The sequence below is a fragment of the Amycolatopsis sp. NPDC059657 genome, from assembly GCF_042734395.1.
In the GTDB taxonomy this organism is placed as follows: Bacteria; Actinomycetota; Actinomycetes; order Mycobacteriales; family Pseudonocardiaceae; genus Amycolatopsis.
The window spans coordinates 30,344-49,373 of record NZ_JBHWEB010000046.1 but is presented as its reverse complement, the minus strand read 5'-3'; the positions used below and the strand labels follow the sequence as shown (position 1 = coordinate 49,373).

General features: G+C 69.6%; 7 protein-coding genes. 4 read left to right on the top strand and 3 right to left on the bottom strand.

The features are described from left to right. Positions 1–39: 39 nt before the first annotated feature. On the top strand, positions 40–690 hold the full coding sequence (locus ACFV15_RS24520; RefSeq protein WP_378352918.1) for a class I SAM-dependent methyltransferase: 651 nt from the start codon (positions 40–42) through the stop codon (positions 688–690). Here the strand turns inward: ACFV15_RS24520 and ACFV15_RS24515 are convergent. The 3 genes from ACFV15_RS24515 to ACFV15_RS24505 are packed head-to-tail and all read right to left on the bottom strand — an operon-like array spanning position 659 to position 4,162. Next, positions 659–1,444 (bottom strand): S8 family serine peptidase, encoded by a 786-nt coding sequence (locus ACFV15_RS24515; protein WP_378352917.1) that lies wholly within the window; start codon positions 1,442–1,444, stop codon positions 659–661. The two genes, ACFV15_RS24520 and ACFV15_RS24515, sit on opposite strands and share 32 nt — an antisense overlap. Then, positions 1,441–2,166, bottom strand: a complete 726-nt coding sequence (locus tag ACFV15_RS24510) for a GAF domain-containing protein (RefSeq protein ID WP_378352916.1) — start codon at positions 2,164–2,166, stop codon at positions 1,441–1,443. The genes ACFV15_RS24515 and ACFV15_RS24510 overlap by 4 nt, the downstream gene beginning before the upstream one ends. Then, positions 2,147–4,162, bottom strand: coding sequence for an adenylate/guanylate cyclase domain-containing protein (locus tag ACFV15_RS24505; protein WP_378352915.1), 2,016 nt, complete (start codon positions 4,160–4,162; stop codon positions 2,147–2,149). Before ACFV15_RS24505 ends, ACFV15_RS24510 begins: the two co-directional genes overlap by 20 nt. A gap of 171 nt (positions 4,163–4,333) precedes the next feature. On the opposite strand from ACFV15_RS24505, the gene ACFV15_RS24500 reads away from it, so the two are divergent. Genes ACFV15_RS24500 through ACFV15_RS24490 form a run of 3 tightly spaced genes read left to right on the top strand, consistent with a single transcriptional unit; the run spans position 4,334 to position 19,020 of the window. Next, the gene (locus ACFV15_RS24500) at positions 4,334–5,962 is read left to right on the top strand and encodes a PfaD family polyunsaturated fatty acid/polyketide biosynthesis protein (protein ID WP_378352914.1); all 1,629 of its coding nucleotides are present in this window, start codon (positions 4,334–4,336) and stop codon (positions 5,960–5,962) included. 10 nt (positions 5,963–5,972) lie between these two features. After that, on the top strand, positions 5,973–12,014 hold the full coding sequence (locus tag ACFV15_RS24495; RefSeq protein ID WP_378352913.1) for an SDR family NAD(P)-dependent oxidoreductase: 6,042 nt from the start codon (positions 5,973–5,975) through the stop codon (positions 12,012–12,014). Between the two features lie 10 nt (positions 12,015–12,024). Next, positions 12,025–19,020 carry a beta-ketoacyl synthase N-terminal-like domain-containing protein gene (locus ACFV15_RS24490; protein WP_378352912.1) on the top strand — a complete coding sequence of 2,332 codons (6,996 nt, stop codon included), beginning with the start codon at positions 12,025–12,027 and terminating at the stop codon, positions 19,018–19,020. Positions 19,021–19,030: the final 10 nt, after the last annotated feature.

Here is a 19,030-nt window from a genome sequence, read left to right as displayed (position 1 = left end):
GGACAGCTTGCCACGAGTTTTCGGTGTTGACTGGTCGGCATGCCGCCGCTGATCGAGAACCCGCGTTTCGCCCGCTTCTTCGCCAAGCATTCACTGCGCAACGAGCGCCGTGGCAACGCCGTGCTGCGCGCCGAGATGCTCGCCGGGCTGACCGGCGAGGTCGCCGAAATCGGCGCGGGAACCGGGCTCAACCTGCGCCATTATCCGGAGACGGTCACCCGGATCCTCGCCGTCGAGCCCGAGCCGAACATGCGCGCCCGCCTCGCCCAGGCCGCGAACGAGCGCGTCGAACTGATCGACGCCGTCGCCGAGGAACTGCCGTTCGAGGACGCTTCCGTCGACGCCGTGGTCATCGCGGCGGTGCTGTGCTCGATCGGCGACGCGCCGCGCGCGCTCGCCGAGGTACGCCGAGTGCTCAAGCCTGGTGGCGAGGTGCGGTTCTACGAGCATGTCCGCGCGCGTGCCTGGCTGCACGGCCGGTTCCAGGACCTCGTCGCGCCGCTGTGGGCCAGGATGATGGGCGGCTGCCGCCCGAACTCCGACACGCTGGAGTTGTTCCGCGCCAACGGTTTCGTCATCGAACGCTGGCGTGAGTTCGTCTTCCCCGCCGGAGTGCTGGTGCCGGTGGTGGGGCCCCGCATCCTCGGCATGGCCACGGTCAGTCAGCCACGGCGTGCAGGATCGTCTTGAGCTGGAACGGCGTCATACCGGGGTGTTTGCCCAGCACCCTGGCGACGAGGCCGGTCACGTGGGCGGCCGCGAAGCTGTTGCCGGTCGCGGTGACCGTGCCGCCGCCGGCCCAGGGCACCTCGACCGCGATACCCGGCGCGCCGAACTCGACGGGCGGGGAAGGGTTGTACCGCAACACGAACGGCCCGTTCCCCTCGCACGCCGCCACCGACAGCACCGACGCGAACTCCGCCGGGTAGCTCACGGCGGGCACGTTGTTGACGGCCGCGATCAGTACCGTGTTGCGGAAGTAGGCGCGGTCCGCGATCTCGTGCAGCGCGGCGAAATGCTCGCGGCGTTTGGTGCTCAGGCTCAGGTTGATCACCCCGACGCCGTGGTCGAGCGCCCAGCGCAGGCCCGCGAGCAACGCCACGCCGGTCCCGCTCAACGTCGTGCTCAGCACCCGCACGCTGTACAGCGACGCCTCCGGCGCGGCGCGGCGGATGATGCCGGCGCAGGCGGTGCCGTGGCCGAACAGGTCTTCGTGGTCGCCGCCCCGCAGCACGGCCTTGCCGTCGACGACGTCGACCGCGACCCCGCCCTCGATCGGGCCTACCGCCGGATGCGTGGTGTCGATCCCGCTGTCGACCACCGCGACCTTCACCCCGGCGCCGGTGCCCGCACCCCAGGCCCAGTCCCGGGTGATCTCGCCGGGCAGCCGCACGGCCGTCGCGGCTGACGGCCGGTCGAACTGCCAGGACCATGCGGGTTTCATCGGTCGCGGCCTGCCGCGTAGCCGAGGAAGGTGCGCAGCAACGCGTGCGCGGTCGCGCGTTCCTCGGCGCCGAGCCTGCTCAACGCGGCGAGGTCGGCCGCGAGCGAAGCGGGTTCCGCACGCCCGGCGGGTGCCTGCGCGGCGGCGGCCCTGAGCGCACGTGCGAGGTCGGTGCCGTCGACGGCGGTGGCGGCCGCGGTGAACAGCAGCCGCCCGAAATCGGTGAACGCCCGCGTGGTCACCACCGACAGCGCAGCCTGCCTGGCGAGCAGCGAGAGTGCCTCCAGCGCCAGCCTGCCCGGCGCGGGGTCGAGCAGTTCGAGCACGCCGAGAATCTCGTCGTCGGTGTCGAGCGGGATGGCCACGATCCCGCGTGGCACATAGCCGATCGACTCGGCGAGGTCACGCGCGAACCGAGGGTCCTGGCTCACGTCGTCGAGCGCGACGGCCTGGCCGGAACTGACCGCCCAGCCCGCGATCCCGCGCCCGACCGGGATCCGCACGCCGGTGATGCCCTCGGCGCCGGGGCCGGTCGCGACCCGGAACACGAGCTCGCCACCGTCGAGGAGCGCGACCGAACCCGCGGTCGCGCCGGTCAGGTGTTGCGCGGTCGCGACAACCGCCGCCAGCTGCTCGTCCAGCCCGACCGGCGCCAGCGACGGCCCGGTCTCGGCCGCCAGCACGGCCAGCGCGTTGAGCACCTCAGTCACGGACTCCGGCACGGTGGCCCCCTTCGATCTCCTTGAGCAGGTACGCCTCGACCTGTTCGGTCTTGCCCTTGACGGTGATCGCGCCGAGCCGGTCGGCGCTCGCGGACTCCGGCAGCCTGGCGCGGGTCGCCGCGCTGATCACGACGCCGCCGATCGGCGCGGTGCTTTCCAGCCTGGCGGCGAGGTTGACCGTGTCGCCGATGGCGGTGAAGTGCCGCATCGCCTCGCTGCCGATGTTGCCGACCAGCGCCGGACCGGTGTTGACGCCGACTCGGAACGACGGCCAGCCATCCTCTGCGGTCTCGCCGGCCGCCTCCTGCAGCGCCAATCCCGCCCGCGCGGCACGCAGCGCGTGGTCGTGCTGACGGACCGGGGCGTTGAACAAGGCGACCACCGCGTCGCCGACGAACTGGGTGATGGTGCCGCCCTCGGCGAGTACACAAGGGACGACAGCGCCGTAGTAGGTATTGAGCATCGCCACGACGTCCGAGGGATCGGACCGCTCCGAGAACGCGGTGAACCCGGCGAGATCCGCGATGAGCACGGTGACCTCGGCCGTCTCGCCGCCGAGCGCCGCCTGCGCCGGATCGGCGATCAGCGCGCCCGCGACATCGGGGGAGAGGTAGGACCGGAACAGGCCGTCGAGATGCTGATACAGCCGGGCGTTCTCCAGCGCCAGCGAGATCTGCCCGGCGAGTGAGCGCAGCACGAACCGGTCGTGTGGCGAGAAGGTTCCCTGTGGCCGGTACACCTCCAGCACGCCGGACGCGCGGTCTTTCACGGTCAGCGGCAACACGATCAGCCCGCGCCCCTCCGGTTCGGCGGGTTCACGGGACGCGAGCACGCTCTTCGCGAGGTGCTCCTCGTCGAACTCCATCGCGCCTGCCGCGGTCTGCAACCGTCCATTGCGGACAGTCCGGATGCGCACCTGGTCGCCGCCGAACGCCCCGCGCACGAGGTCCGAGATGGACGTGAGCAGTGGCGCTTCGGCGAGACTCACCCGCGCGAGCAGTCCGACGTCGACGAGCGCGCCGAGTCTCCTGGTCTGCTCGCGTTCGCGCGCGACGGCGACGGCGCCCTGTTCCAAGACCTCGGCTTGGCGTTCGGTGAGCCCGAACTGCGCGGCGAGGCGGGCGGTCACTCTGCCCGCCTCGGCACTGTCGGGCGTGGCGAGCATCGTCTCGGTGAGCGCTTCCAGCGCGGCCGTGTGCTCGCGGCGGACGTCGTCGAGTGTCTGCTCGAGCGCGACGCTGTTGAACAGCCCGGAGCGGGAACCTTCGCGCTGGTAGTGGATGTGCGCGCTGTACGCGACGAAGCCGAACGCGGTCAGCATCAGCAGATGCCACTCCCACCAGGACACCGCCCAGTTGCGCGCGTAGGCCATCGCGATCAGCGCTTCGGCGAGCAGCACATAGGACGTGATGACACTGAGCAAGATCGCGGCCGGGCGGCGCCGGTGGATCAGGAAGAACCGGATCGCGGCGACGGCGTACAGCAGCGAGCCCGCCGAAGCCACGAGCACCAGCGGCCCGTGAGCTTCCGACGCGGAGTGCGTGTGGACGGCGATTCCCGCCCAGCCCGTCGCCGCCAGCAAGCCGATCAAGGTGACGCGCGCGGCGGTTTGCGCGCGCAGTACGCGTTCCGCGCCGGTCGGGGAGAAGTCGATCGCTGACAACGCCGCCACGCCGCTGGCGAGGAATAACCCGATCGGGGCGGACATCGCGAAACCGAGGTTCGTGCCGTGCACGAGCACGCCGGGGGTGGCGACCGCGTGCACCGCCAGGAAACCGGCGGCGGCCATGAACGCCAGCGAGACCAGTACCAGCCTGGCGTCCGCGCGGGCTCGGGCCTGCTGGTTGATCCGGACAGCCAGTGCGAAGCCGACCGCCGCGACGCCCGCGACCAGCCACAGGTGGGAAAGGTGGTCCTCCCAGCGCAGATCGAACTCGGGACGGGCGATGAGCAGCCACAACCCGAGCATCGGCAGCGCCAGATGCAGCAACCACATGACGACCGGCAGGCCGGGTCGGGCGCTGGTGGACAGGTCGGCCTCCTTGTTCGGTGTCGGTACGCACCGACAGTACGACGGAGCGCGCGAAAAAATACCGCGCGCGGTCGAACCTCGACCGATCTGAGGACGTAAATGAGGGAAACCGTCCTTCCGAAGGGTGCACTCCCTATGTCCACCGCCGAGGTGATTCCCCTACGCCGGGTCCACCAGCCGGTCGCCTCCTGGATTCCCGGCGCGGAGCCGCCCGCGTTCGACGCGGATGCCATCGCGCGGGTGGTCGCCGAGGTCCGTGAACCGGTGTTCCTGCTGACCGGGCATGACGGGCACAGTCATGGTGTCGGTGTCGCGCTGGGTGGCGCGATGACGGACACCGGTGAGGGTTACCGGTTACTGGGAACGTTGCCGCCACTGTTCCCGGAGTGGCTCGGTGACCGGTCGTTCTGCGAGACGCACGGCGTGCGGTTTCCTTATGTCGCGGGGGAGATGGCGAACGGGATCGCCACGCCCGCCATGGTCATCGCGATGGCCCGCGCGGAGATGCTCGGGTTCCACGGTGCGGGCGGGCTCGCGCCGTCGCGGGTCGAGGCCGACGTCGACGAGCTTGTTCGCGCGCTGGGTGACGCGCCCAACTGGGGTGTCAATCTCATCCACTCGCCGAACGAGAGCGCGATCGAGGACCGGGTCGCGGAACTGCTGATCGAGCGGCGGGTGCCGATCGTCTCGGCGTCGGCGTTCATGGATCTCACCCCGGCCGTCGTGCGGTGCGCGGTCGCGGGGCTGCGGCTGGAATCCGGCGAGGTCGTGCGGGCGCGGCGGGTGTTCGCGAAGGTCTCGCGGACCGAGGTCGCCGCGAAGTTCATGGCGCCAGCGCCGGATTCACTGCTGCGGGTGCTGCTCGATCGTGGGCAGATCACGGCCGAGGAGGCGTCTCTGGCCGCGCGGGTGCCGGTCGCCGAGGACATCACGGTCGAATCCGACAGCGGCGGGCACACCGACAACCGGCCTCTGATGGCTTTGCTGCCCACGATTCTTTCCCTGCGCGACGAACTCGCCGGTGGCTACGCGCGGCCGGTCCGGGTCGGCGCGGCGGGTGGGCTCGGCACCCCCGAGGCGGTGGCCGCGGCGTTCGCGCTCGGTGCGGCCTATGTGGCCACCGGATCGGTGAACCAGTCCTGTGTGGAGGCCGGGCTTTCCTTGGAAGCCAAGGAAATGCTCGCCAAGGCTGAAGTCGCGGACGTGATCATGGCACCCGCGGCCGACATGTTCGAGCAGGGCGTGAAGCTGCAGGTACTCCGCCGGGGCACGATGTTCGCGCCGCGTGCCGGTCAGCTCTACGAGATGTACCGGTCGTTCGGGAGCTTCGACGAGATCCCCGCTCCGGTGCGTGCCCGGCTGGAGCGCGACATCCTGCAGGCGACCCTCGACGAGGCATGGGCGTCGACCGCGGCGTTCTGGCGTGATCGTGATCCGTCCGAAGTGGACAAGGCGGAGGCCGATCCGAAACACAAGATGGCGCTGGTGTTCCGGTCCTATCTGGGCAAGGCGAGCCGGTGGGCGATCGCGGGCGACGCGTCGCGGCGGTTCGACTATCAGATCTGGTGCGGCCCGGCGATGGGCGCGTTCAACCGGTGGACCGAGGGCACGTTCCTCGCCGAACCGGAGAACCGCACGGTCGTCGAGGTCGCGTTGAACCTGCTGGAGGGTGCCGCCGTCGTCACCCGTGCTCACCAGCTCCGCACGTATGGCGTTCCCGTTCCCGCGCGGGCGTTCTCGTTCGCGCCGCGTCGACTCATCTGAGGTGACAATGATGTCCCAGCTTCCCATCGCCGTCGTCGGGGTCTCCGCGCTGCTACCCGGTTCGTCCGATGTGGACGGTTTCTGGCGGTCCGTGCTCGGTGGCCGCGACCTGATCAAGGACGTGCCGGAGTCGCACTGGCTCATCGAGGACTACTACGACGCCGACCCGTCGGCTCCCGACAAGACCTACGGGAAACGCGGCGCCTTCCTGGACCCGGTCGACTTCGACCCGATGGCGTACGGCATCCCGCCGAACCAGCTCGAAGCGACCGACACCACGCAGCTGCTGAGCCTGATGGTCGCGGACCGGGTGCTCGCCGACGTCGGCGGACAGTCCGAAATAGACCGTGACAAGGTCAGCGTCATACTGGGTACCGCGCCGCTCGAACTGCTCGCGACCATGGCCAGCCGGTTGCAGCGTCCGGTGTGGCTGAAGGCGTTGCGGGAGAACGGGATCCCGGAGTCGTCGGCGCAGGCGGTGTGCGACTCCATCGCCGGGAACTACGTGCCGTGGCAGGAGGCCTCTTTCCCTGGTCTGCTGTCCAATGTGGTCGCCGGGCGGATCGCGAACAAGTTCGACCTGCACGGGACGAACTGCACCACCGACGCGGCCTGTGCGAGCTCGCTGGCCGCGCTTTCGGCCGGTGTCAACGAACTCGCGCTCGGCCAGGCCGACATGGTGATCACCGGCGGCGTCGACACGCTCAACGACATCGTCATGTACATGTGCTTCTCGAAGACGCCCGCGTTGTCGCCGACGGGCGACTGCAAGCCGTTCTCCGACGCCGCCGACGGCACGATCCTCGGCGAGGGACTGGTCATGTTCGCGCTGAAGCGGCTGGCCGACGCCGAGCGTGACGGCGACAAGGTCTACGCGGTGCTGCGCGGCCTGGGCACCGCGTCCGACGGTCGCAGCACCGCAATCTACGCGCCGCTGGCCGACGGTCAGTCGCGGGCACTGCGCCGGGCGTACGAGTCGGCGGGTTACGGCCCCGACACGGTCGAACTCGTCGAAGCACACGGCACCGGCACGACCGCGGGCGACCTCGCGGAGTTCACGGCGCTGCGCACGGTGTTCGCCGAAAGCGGCCGCGCGGACAGCCAGTGGTGCGCGCTCGGCTCGGTGAAGTCGCAGATCGGGCACACGAAGTCCGCGGCGGGCGCGGCCGGGATGCTCAAGGCCGTGCTGGCGCTGCACCACAAGGTGCTGCCGCCCACGATCAAGGTGGACCGGCCGAACCCGAAACTGGGCCTCGCCGAGAGCCCGTTGTATCTGAACACGCAGGCCCGTCCGTGGATCCGTGACACCAGCCATCCCCGCAGGGCCTCGGTGTCGAGTTTCGGTTTCGGCGGCAGCAACTTCCACCTGACGCTGGAGGAATACATGCCTGGGGAAGGTCACGCGCGCCCGGCTTGGCGGTCGCATACCGCGCCGTCCGAGCTGGTGCTGCTGAGCGCCGCGACGTCACACGAGCTGCTGGCCAAGGCGGACCGCGTCGACACCTCGGTTCCGCTCGCCGACCTCGCCCGCGAGTCGCAGAGCGAGTTCGTGCCTGCCGACACCGCCAGGTTGGCGGTCGTGGCGTCCTCTGTGGACGATCTGGCTTCGAAACTCAAGCAGGCGTGCGCTTTTGTGACCATGGCGCCGGAGAAGCCTTTCACCACGCCGACCGGTGTGATGTACGAGTTCGGTGTCGTCGCTTCGGGCCGTGTCGGCTTCCTGTTTTCCGGTCAGGGCAGCCAATACGTCGGCATGGGCGGCGACCTGGCCATGGAGTTCCCCGCCGCGCGCGAGGTATGGGACGCCGCGGCCGGTCTCGGTATCGGTGACCGTCCACTCCAGACTGTCGTGTTCCCCGTCCCGGTCTTCAGCGACGGGGAACGCGACGCCCAGCAGGCGGCGCTGACCGCGACCGAGTGGGCCCAGCCCGCGCTGGCGGTCCAGTCGCTGGCGCAGATCAGCCTCCTCGACGCGCTGAAGATCTCCCCGGACGCGGTCGCGGGCCACAGTTTCGGTGAGCTGGTCGCCCTGCACACGGCAGGCGCCTTCGACGCCGCGACCCTGGTCCGCCTGGCCCGCCAACGCGGCGAGGCGATGCGCGACGCGGCATCCGTTCCCGGCGCGATGCTCGCGGTCTCGGCCACCCGCGAGACGGTCTCGCCCTTGTTGCCCGAAGGCGTCTGGATCGCGAACCACAACGCCCCGACCCAGGTCGTCCTATCAGGTTCTCTTGCTGGAATCGCTGCTGCAGAACGCAAATTCGCCTCGGCAGGTGTCGACACCCGCCGTCTCGACACGGCGACCGCGTTCCACTCACCGCTCGTGGCCCCGGCCGCGGACGTCCTGCGCGCGTACCTGGCCGACGTCGAAATCGCGGCGCCCCGCATCGACGTCTTCGCCAACACCGACGCCGGCGTCTACCCGGCCTCCGCTTCGGAGATCCGCTCACGCATCGCCGACCACCTCGCGGCCCCGGTCCGTTTCGTCGACGAGATCGAGTCGATGTACGCGGCAGGCGTACGCACGTTCGTCGAGGTCGGCGCGGGCGCGACGCTGACCGGTCTGGTCGGCAAGATCCTCGACGGCCGCCCCCACCTCGCGGTCAGCCTCGACCGCAAGGGCCGCCACGGCGTCACCGCGCTGTACGAGGCACTCGGCAGGCTCGCGGTCAACGGCATCACCGCCGACTTCGAGGCACTCTGGGACCACAACGCCCCGCCGGCCGAGAAGCTCTATGCCAAGCCCCGCATGACCAAGAAGCTCTCCGGCGCCAACTACGGCAAGCCCTACCCGCCCGCCCCGGCCGACCGCATCCCAGCCCCGGTCATCGAGGACGACGTCCAAGGCCACTGCCTCATCGTCGAAACCGCCCCATCCGACCTGGAGCGCGTGATGCTCGAGGTGGTGGCGGAGAAGACGGGCTATCCCGTGGAGATGCTGAGCCCGTCGATGGATCTTGAGGCGGACCTGGGCATCGATTCGATCAAGCGGGTGGAGATTCTTTCGGCCGTGCGTCGCGCTACGCCTGACCTTCCCGAGGTGGACCCGGTGGAACTGGGCAAGCTGCGCTCGCTGGGCGAGATTGTGGAGCGGCTGAGGGGTCGTGAGTGTTTAGACCGGTTAGAACCGGCCGTACCACTCACGACCCCGTCTGACCTGGAGCGCGTGATGCTCGAGGTGGTGGCGGAGAAGACGGGTTATCCCGTGGAGATGCTGAGCCCGTCGATGGATCTTGAGGCGGACCTGGGCATCGATTCGATCAAGCGGGTGGAGATCCTCTCGGCCGTGCGTCGCGCTACGCCTGACCTTCCCGAGGTGGACCCGGTTGAGTTGGGGAAGCTGCGGTCGCTGGGCGAGATTGTGGAGCGGCTGAGGGGTCGTGAGTGTTTAGACCGGTTAGAACCGGCCGTACCACTCACGACCGTGCCTGACCTGGAGCGGGTGATGCTCGGAGTGGTGGCCGATAAGACCGGGTATCCCGTGGAGATGCTTGAGGCGGGGATGGATCTTGAGGCGGACTTGGGCATTGACTCCATTAAGCGGGTGGAGATTCTGTCGGCTGTGCGGCGGGCTGTGCCGGAGTTGCCTGAGGTGGATCCGGTTGAGCTGGGGAAGTTGCGGTCGCTGGGGGAGATCGTTGAGCGGCTGAGGGGGCAGGAGGAGAAGCCGGGGGCGATTCGGCCCGAGACCGATGTCGAACGGCTGGTGCTCCGGATTGTCGCCGAGAAGACCGGGTATGCCGTTGAGACCCTGGCCGGGTACATGGATCTCGCCGGGGACCTGGGTATTGACTCGGTGAAACGGGTGGCGATCATGTCGGCCATTCAGGCTGGGAAGATCGAGCTGCCCGAGGTGGATCCGGTCGCGCTGAGCAGTCTGCGGTCGCTGGGGGACATCATCGACTGGCTGCGGGCGTCCGCGGACACGTCGATCGTGAGCGGGCCGACGCCGAAGGACGGCCTTACCCGGCACGCGGTGCGGGTGGTCGAGGCGGAGGCGTCGGGGCTCGCGCTTTCCGGGCTGTGGGGCGGAAAGGTCGTTGTCACCGACGATGGACGGGGTGTCGCGGCGCATGTGGTTTCGCGGCTCGAGGCACGGGGCGTCCAGGCGGAGGTCGGGACGGCGGCCGACGGGACGTACGGGGTCATCCACCTCGGCGGGCTGAGTGACCGAGACCCGGATGAGGTGCAGCGCGAAGTTTTCCGGGCCGCGCGGACCGTCGCTGAACATTGCCGGGTGTTCGTCACCGTGCAGGACACCGGGGGCGACTTCGGGCATGGTGGCTCGGAACGGGCCTGGTACGGCGGGATCGCGGGGTTGGCGCGGACCGCCGCGCGGGAATGGCCGGAAGCCGCGGTCAAGGCGATCGACTGTGAACGGGGCAGCCGGACACCTTCGGCCATCGCGGGTGCGATCGTCAAGGAGCTGCTTACCGGTGGGTCCACTGTGGACGTCGGGTTGCGTGCCGATGGGACCCGGGTGACCGTCGAAGCCGTCGCCGGCACGGTCGAGACCGGAAAGAGTGCGATCACCGAAGACTCCGTGATAGTCGCGACCGGTGGTGCTCGCGGGGTGACGGCGGAGGCGCTGAGGGAACTCGCCAAGGCGCATCGGCCGCGATTGGTCCTTTTAGGACGGACGCCGTTGAACGAGGAACCCGCCTACCTCAACGGCATCACCGACGAACCCCAGCTGAAGCGGCTGGTCATGCAGCACACCGACCAGCCCACTCCGGTGAAGATCAACGAGCAGGTCAAGGCCGTGCTCGGCGCACGGGAGATCCGCGAGACCCTCGACGCCATCCGCGCCGCCGGTTCGCAGGTGCGCTACCTGGACGTCGACGTGCGCGATCGGCGGGCACTCACGGAAGCGCTTGACGACGTCAGGGGACAGTGGGGGCCGATCACCGGGCTCGTCCACGGCGCCGGTGTGCTCGCGGACAAGCGGATCGCCGAGAAGACCGATGAGCAGTTCGACCGGGTCTTCGGCACCAAGGTGGACGGGCTCCGGGCGCTGCTCGCCGCGACCGAGAAGGATCCGCTGACCGTCCTCTGTGTCTTCTCGTCGATCTCCGCGCATGTGGGAAATCCGGGCCAGAGTGACTACGCGATGGCCAACGAGGTGCTCAACCAGGTCGCGTGCGCGGAACGCGCGAAGCGGCCGGACTGTGTGGTGCGGTCGATCGCGTGGGGGCCGTGGGCGGGCGGGATGGTCAGCCCGGCGCTGGCCGAGCATTTCGCCGCCCAAGGGGTTCCGCTGATCGAGGTCGGAACCGGCGCGCGGGCCTTCGTCGCCGAGCTGACCGGGAAGGGCGACACCCATGTGGTGGTCGCCGCCGGGCCGTTCGCGCCGGAACCGGCCACGAAAGGAGACGTCCGGCTCCATGGACCGTCCTTTCTGGACGATCACGCCATCGAAGGCTCGGCAGTGGTGCCGATGGCGATGGTGCTGGAATGGTTCGCCGCCACCGGAACGCAGGTGATCAAGGATCTGAGCGTGCTGCGCAAGATCGTGCTGACCGGCGACGACACCCTCACCGTGAGCAAGGACGGCGACAGCCTGGAAGTCGAAGGCAAGCACTACCGGGCGAAAGCGAGCCAGCTCACGGGAACGCCGTCGTCGCCGACCGTCCCCCATGGACTGAAGCCAATGCGCGCCGACGTCTACGACGGACGCACGCTCTTCCATGGTCCGAGCTTCCAGGCCATCCAAGAGGTTCCGTGGATCGGCGCGGACGGCGGCACCGCGATCCTCGCCGGAGCACGGGAACTCGGGTGGCCCGGCGGGACCTGGCACACCGACCCCGCGGTGATCGACGGCGGCCTCCAGCTCGCGCTGCTCTGGGCAGAGCAGGTGCTCGGCGCGAGCCTGCCGATGGGCGTCACCGAGTGCCGGACCTACCGGAAAGGGCTGGCCGCCGGTCCGGTCCGGTGCGTCCTGACGGCACGGGCCGTGCACGCCGGTGGCGCCGAGTGCGACCTCGTCTTCGTCGACGACAGCGGCGACGTGCGCGCCGAAATGCTCGGTGTTTCGCTGGTCAAGCGGCCGTAGGGGAGTGGGCATGCGCTTCGAACCGATCGCGATCGTCGGGCGGGGAGCCGTGCTGCCCGGCGCGCTCGGCCCGGACGCGTTCTGGGCGAACATCGAGCACGGCCGGACCAGCCTCGGGCCCGCGCCCGACGGCCGGTGGCGGGTGCCGCGCGAACGGATGATGACCACCCCCGACGCGCCGGAGGACGGCACGTGGAGTGACATCGGCGGGTACGTCCGGGGGTTCGAGTTCGACCCGGCCGGGTTCGCGATCGACACCCGCGGGCTCGATCCGCAGGTCGAGTGGGTGCTGCACGGGGTACGCGAGGCGTTGCGCGAAGCCGGGCAGGAGGGCCCCGCGCCCAAGGCCGGGCTGGTACTGGGCAACCTGTCCTTCCCGACCGCGGGGATGGCCGCGTACGCCGAGCAGGTCTGGCGCGGCGCCCCGCGCTCCGACGCTCGCAATAGGTTCATGTCCGGCCTGCCCGCGCACCTCGCGGCGCAGGCGCTCGGCCTCGGCGTCGGCGCGTTCTCGCTGGACGCGGCGTGCGCGTCCTCGCTCTACGCGATCAAGCTCGCCTGCGATCGGCTGCACGACCGCGGTGCCGACCTGATGGTGGCCGGTGCGGTCAACTGCGCCGACGACCTGTTCATCCACGTCGGGTTCTCGGCGCTGTCCGCGCTCAGCCGGACCGGGCGGAGCCGCCCGTTCCATCGGGGAGCCGACGGGCTCGTCCCGGCCGAGGGCGCCGCTTTCGTCGCGCTGATGCGGCTTTCCGACGTGACGGACCAGCCAGTACTCGGCGTGATCCGCGGGGTCGGCCTGTCGAACGACGGGCGCGGCGCCGGGTTCCTCGCGCCCGCCGAGGAAGGTCAGCAGCGGGCGATGCGGCTCGCGTACGAGATGGCCGGGGTCGCGCCGGAAACCGTGTCTCTGCTCGAGTGTCACGCGACCGGCACAGCCGTGGGAGACGCCGTCGAGGTGCGCAGCGCCGCCAAGATCTTCGCCGACCACAAAGGACTGGCCGTCGGCTCGGCCAAGTCCAATGTGGGCCATCTGATCACCGCCGCCGGTGTCGCGGGCCTGCTCAAGGTGATCGGCGCCATGCGGGCCGGTGTCCGCCCGGCGACGCTGAACGCGGACGCCCCGATCGACGCGCTCGACGGCACCCCGCTGAGGCTCCTGCACGAGCCCGAACCGTGGACCGGGCCGCGGCGTGCCGCGATCAGCGCTTTCGGGTTCGGCGGGAACAACGCGCATTTGATCGTGGACGATGTGGACGTTTGCGGAGCCGTGGATCCCTTGCCGCCCAAGCAGTCCGAGCCGATCGCGATCGTCGCGATCGGCGCCAGGGTCGGCAACGGTGAGAACAGCCACGACCTCCGCGAAGCGCTGTTCAGCGGCACCGGGGACACCGAGCGACGGGAGACCGTCGACGTCAAGCTCACGGGACTCCGTGTGCCGCCGCTGGACTTGAAGCAGACGCTCGCCCAGCAGTTGCTGATGCTGGAGGCCGCGCGCGAGGCCGTCAAAGGCTTGGACCTCCCGCGTGAGCGCACGATGGTGCTCGTCGGCATGGGCTGTGACCCCGAGGTCGCCCGGTACGGCGCACGCTGGCGCGCGGAGGACGGCGACGCGTTCACGCCGGTGCTCACCAGCGCGGGCGTCGTCGGCACCATGCCGAACATCGTCGCCAACCGGCTCAACTCCCACCTCGATCTCGCGGGTCCCAGCTTCACGGTCTCGGCCGAGGAGGCCTCGGGAATCGTCGCGCTGGAGATCGCCGCGCGGGCGTTGCGCACCGGTGAGGCGGACGCCGCGGTCGTCGGCGCGGTCGACCTCTCCCACGAGCCAGTGCATCAGCAGGCCCTCAAAGACCTTGGTCTGGAAAGAAAACCCGGCGACGCGGCGGTCGTGCTCGTCCTCAAACGACTGTCCGATGCGGACAAGAGCGAAGTCATCGCGCTCGTGGAGGACGCGACCAGCGAAACCGATCGCGACCTCGATTTCGATCCCGGCGAGCTGTTCGGCAATCCGCACGCCGCCAAAGGCCTGCTCGCCGTGGCCACGGCCGCGCTGGCACTGAGGCACCGGGCGACTCCGCGCGTCGGCGCGCCCGCGGACCCCGCGTTCGACGTCTGCGCGGCCGAAGTCTCGATCAAGCCGTTGGCGGGCAAGGAAAAGCGTGTGCTGGTCAAGGCGTGCACGTCCGAACCATGGGTCGCCGAACGGCCCGCCAAGCTCCGCGTCTACTCGGGGGCCGACAAGAAAGGCGTGATCCAAGCGCTCGACGCGGGTCGCGAGTCCGACACTGGCCCCGCCCGGCTGGTGCTCCTCGGCGACAACGACGAGGCAGCCAAGCGCTGGCTCATCAGCGGCGGACCGAAACCCGAGGGCGTCGCCTTCCGCGAGACCCCGCTGACCGGTGAGATCGGCTTCGTCTTCACCGGCGGGATCTCGGCGTACCCCGGCATGGGCCGGGAACTCCTGCTCGCGTTCCCCGACCTGCTCGAGGAGATCGAGACCAGGTCCGGCTCCGTGCGCGAGGCGGCGGCCTGGGCGTTCGACGGCTCCGGCAGCGCACCGCGCACGGTGCTCGACCAGATCTGGGGCACCGCGCTGCTCAGCCAGGTGCATGCCCGGGTCAGCCGTGACCTGCTCGGGCTCAAGCCCACCGCGGCACTCGGTTACTCCGCGGGCGAGTCGAACGCGCTCGTCGCGCTCGGCGTCTGGACCGATATGCGCGCGCTGATCGCCGAGATGAACGCCTCGGGCATGTTCACCCGCGAGGTCGCCGGCGAGTTCGCGGCGATCCACCGTGCGTGGGCGCGTGCGGGGATCGCGGGCACGCGCTGGAAGAACTACCTGGTCGGCGTCGAGCCCGACCTCGTGCGCAAGGCGCTCGACGGCGAGGTCGCCGCGCACCTGATCGCGATCAACTCGCCCGATTCGTGCCTCATCGGCGGCGACGTGCCCGCGTGCGAGCGGGTGCTCGGCAGACTCGACACCGCGTACACGCTGCCGGTGCCGTACGAACTCGCCGTGCACACCCCGGAACTGGCCGAGGTGCGCGGGCAGTGGTGGCGGCTGCACAACCGGCCTGCCACGCCACCCGACGGCGTCCGCTTCTACAGCTGCGCCACCACCGGGTCCTATCTGCCGACCGCGGAACGCGCGGCCGACGCGCTGACCGCGCAGGCCGTCGGGACCATGGACTTCGCGGGCACCGTCGAGCGGGCGTGGGACGACGGTGTGCGGATCTTCCTCGAGCACGGCCCGAAAGCACTCTGCACCGACTGGATCCGCCGGACCCTCGGCGACCGCGAGCACCTCGCGATCCCGCTCGACGCGCAGGACGGCCGCAGTGTCCGGCAGCTGTCCCGTGTCGCGGCGGAACTCGTCGCGGCAGGCGTCCCCGTGAACACCCCAGCGCTGTTCGACCGGCTCGCCGCGTCGCTGCCCGCCGAAAACGAACCGGACCGCGTCGTCACGCTGCCCGCTCACCTCCCGGAGATCAAGGTGCCAGAGACCACCATGGCGCGTGCGCCCCACCTGCCGCCGGTGTTGTCCACAGTGGACACCAAGGGGCCGCTGTTCGACCGGAAACAGCTCGAACACCTTGCCGTCGGCAAGATCTCGGACCTATTCGGTGAGCTGTTCACCGCGCAGGACGGGTACGCCAGGCAGACCAGGATGCCGTCGCCGCCGATGCTGCTCGCCGACCGCGTCATCGCGATCGACGCCGTCGCCGGCTCGATGGGCACCGGTACCATCCGGACCGAGACCGATGTCGAACCGGGCAGCTGGTACCTCGACAGCACCGGCCGCATGCCGCCTGGCGTACTGGTCGAGGCAGGCCAGGCCGACCTGCTGCTGATCAGCTGGCTAGGCGCCGACCTGCTCAACCGCGGCGAGCGTGTGTACCGCCTGCTCGGCTGCGAGCTCACCTTCCACGGCAGTCCGCCGAAGCCGGGCGAGAAGCTCGAGTACGAGATCCACATCGACGACCACGCCGAGCTCAACGGTATCCGCCTGTTCTTCTTCCACTACGACTGCCACGTCGATGGCGAACTCCGGCTTTCCGTCCGCAAAGGACAGGCCGGGTTCTTCACCGATCAAGAGCTGGCCGCCAGCGCGGGTGTCATCTGGGACCCGAGCCGGGAGGAGCCGCCGTCCGGCCGGCTCGACCCGCCCGCCATCACCGGCGCGCCCCGCCGCTACGACGCCGACGCCGTGCGCGCGTTCGCCGAAGGCCGTCCTGCCGACTGCTTCGGCAAGGCTTGGGACGTCACGCGCTCGCACAGCCGGTCGCCGCGGATCGATGACGGAGACCTGCTTTTCCTGCGGGAGGTGACCGACTTCGAACCGGCGGGCGGGCCGTGGCGCCGCGGCTACCTGCGCGCCGAGACACCGATCACCACCGGCGACTGGTTCTTCGAGGGGCACTTCAAGAACGACCCGTGCATGCCGGGCACGCTGATGTTCCAGGGCTGTCTGCAATCCATGGCGTTCTACCTCGCGGCCTGCGGGTTCACCATCGGCAACGACGCGTGGCGGTTCGAGCCGGTGCCGGGTGAGGCCTACGACCTCCGGTGCCGTGGGCAGGTGACGCCCGCCGGCAAGAACCTCGCGTACGAGGTTTTCGTGATCGAACTTTCCGCCGGACCGAACCCCACGGTGTTCGCCGACGTACTTTGCACTGTGGATGGTGTGAAGGCGTTCCATGCCAAGCGGGTGGGCCTGCGGCTCGTGCCCGACTGGCCACTCGAGCAGTGGCGTGACCGGTTGCTCGCCGAGCCGGAGACCGGCGTGGTCGCCGAGGTCGACGGTGTCCGGTTCGGTTACGAATCGTTGCTTTCCTGTGCTTGGGGAAAACCGTCCGGCGCTTTCGGCGAGTTGTATTCCCGCTTCGACGGTCACCGCCGGGTGGCCCGTTTACCGGGACCGCCTTATCACTTCATGACCCGGATCGCGGAAACCACCGGGAAATTGGGCGGGATGGAGGTCGGCAGTTCGGTCGTCGCGGACTACGAAGTGCCTGATCGGGTGTGGTATTTCGACGAGAACCACGGCACGATGCCGCTCGCGGTGCTGATGGAGGTCGCGCTGCAGCCCTGTGGCTGGCTCGCGTCCTTCGCGGGCTGCGCGGTGGAAATCGACGACGATCTGCTCTTCCGTAATCTCGACGGTGACGGCATGATCTCCGGCTACATCACGCCAGAGACAAAGGTGATTCGCACGCATGCCACCCTCCGGGACATCTCGGTGACCGGGACCATGATCATTGTTTCGTTCGACGTCGAGTGTTTCGCCGACGACGCGTCCGTGTTCAAGATGGACACCGTTTTCGGGTTCTTCCCGAAGTCGGCCTTCGAGGACCAGCAGGGCCTGCGCGCGTCCGATGTGGAGCGTGCCGCGATCGCCGCGCCGCCGGGGCCGGTGATCGACCTGGCCTCGCGCCCGGAGAAGTACTGCGGCGGCCCGCTCCGGCTCGCCGGCCCGATGCTGCTCATGCTCGACAGGGTCACCGGGTACGACCCCGCCGGTGGCGAGGCGGGGCTCGGGCGGCTCAGCGCGGAGAAGGACGTCGACGCGGGGGAGTGGTTCTTCAAGGCCCACTTCTTCCAGGACCCCGTCCAGCCGGGTTCGCTCGGCATCGAGGCGATGTACCAGCTCCTGCAGTTCTACTTGATCGAGCGCGGCGCCGGAGCGGGGATGACCGCGCCCCGGTTCGAGGCGCTGACCGCGGACCGGCCGCTGGTCTGGAAATACCGCGGCCAGGTCATTCCGACGCATGGGGTGATCAGCACCGAGCTGGAGATCACCGAGTTCGGCGGGGACCACGCCAGGGCCAAGGCGTGGCTGTGGGTCGACGGCAAGCGCATCTACAGCGCGGTCGATCTCGGCGTGCGGGTGGTCGAGGGTGACCCGGCCGGTGAAGAGGTGCTCGACGCGGGTGCCGACACCTGGCTCAACGACCACCGTCCGACATGGACGGTTCCGGCACTGCCGATGATGTCCGTCGTGGACCGCCTCGCGCCGGACTCGGACGCGTTCGTGCTGGAGGACATCGAACTCCGGCGCTGGCTTCCCGCCACCAGGCCGATCCGGCTCAAGTCCGAAAAGGACGGCGAGAAGTCGACATTGCTGGCGTGGCGTGACGCGGCGACGCCGAAGCTGTCCCGCTTCGAACCCGTGGCCACCGCGACCATCGGCACGCCCGGTCCGCCCCCGCAAACGCTTGCCCCGCTGGCGAATGTCGAAACGGTGACCGGCTTCTACACCTCCGGCTCGCTGTTCCACGGACCGGCCTTCCAGTACCTGAAGTCGTTGCGGCGAGGGTCGAACGGCGCCTCCGGCGTGCTCGACGCCGGGCAGGGGAGTGTCCCTCGTGGACGGTTGAACCAGGGGCTGCTGGACGCGGCGACACACGTCATCCCGCACGACAGCCTGTGGCAGTGGGTCAGTTCGATCCCGAGCGGCCAGGTCGCGTATCCGTGCCGGATCAGCCGCTTCGAGCAGTTCGCGCCGCTGCCGGACACCGGTGAGATCCAGGTGGAGGCCAGGTTCGCCGGGCTCGACGGCCGGTTCCCGCTCATCGACCTGCAGCTGATCGCCGGCGGCCGGGTGCTGGTCGCGATGCGGCTGGTGGAAGTGCTCATGCCGACCGGATCCTTCGGCACCGCGGCACCGGAACACCGCCGCGCCTTCCTTCGCGATCGGACCTACGTGGACGGTCTCGGCCTGTCGCGCACCAAGGCTGGCAGCACGACGCTCACCCTGTCCGATGTCGAGCAGTGTGACTGGCTCGTCGGCACGGTCGCCCAGGTCTACGGCCTGCCGCCGTCGGCACGCGGCCGTGACCACCTCGTGCAGATCGCCGTCCGCGACCACGTGGCACGCCAGGCGCGGGTGCACCCGTCCGCCGTCGACCTCGGTGAAGACCCGCTCGTCGCGCATGTCGCGGGCACCCCGTACCGCGTGGAGCTGGAGCACCGCGCCGAAGCCGTGATCGTCCGAAATTGACTCATCCCCC

Coding starts and splice junctions, on each gene's coding strand:
- ACFV15_RS24520 (WP_378352918.1), top strand. CDS start 40: ATGCCGCCGCTGATCGAGAACCCGCGTTTCGCCCGCTTCTTCGCCAAG.
- ACFV15_RS24515 (WP_378352917.1), bottom strand. CDS start 1,444: ATGAAACCCGCATGGTCCTGGCAGTTCGACCGGCCGTCAGCCGCGACG.
- ACFV15_RS24505 (WP_378352915.1), bottom strand. CDS start 4,162: ATGTGGTTGCTGCATCTGGCGCTGCCGATGCTCGGGTTGTGGCTGCTC.
- ACFV15_RS24500 (WP_378352914.1), top strand. CDS start 4,334: ATGTCCACCGCCGAGGTGATTCCCCTACGCCGGGTCCACCAGCCGGTC.
- ACFV15_RS24495 (WP_378352913.1), top strand. CDS start 5,973: ATGTCCCAGCTTCCCATCGCCGTCGTCGGGGTCTCCGCGCTGCTACCC.
- ACFV15_RS24490 (WP_378352912.1), top strand. CDS start 12,025: ATGCGCTTCGAACCGATCGCGATCGTCGGGCGGGGAGCCGTGCTGCCC.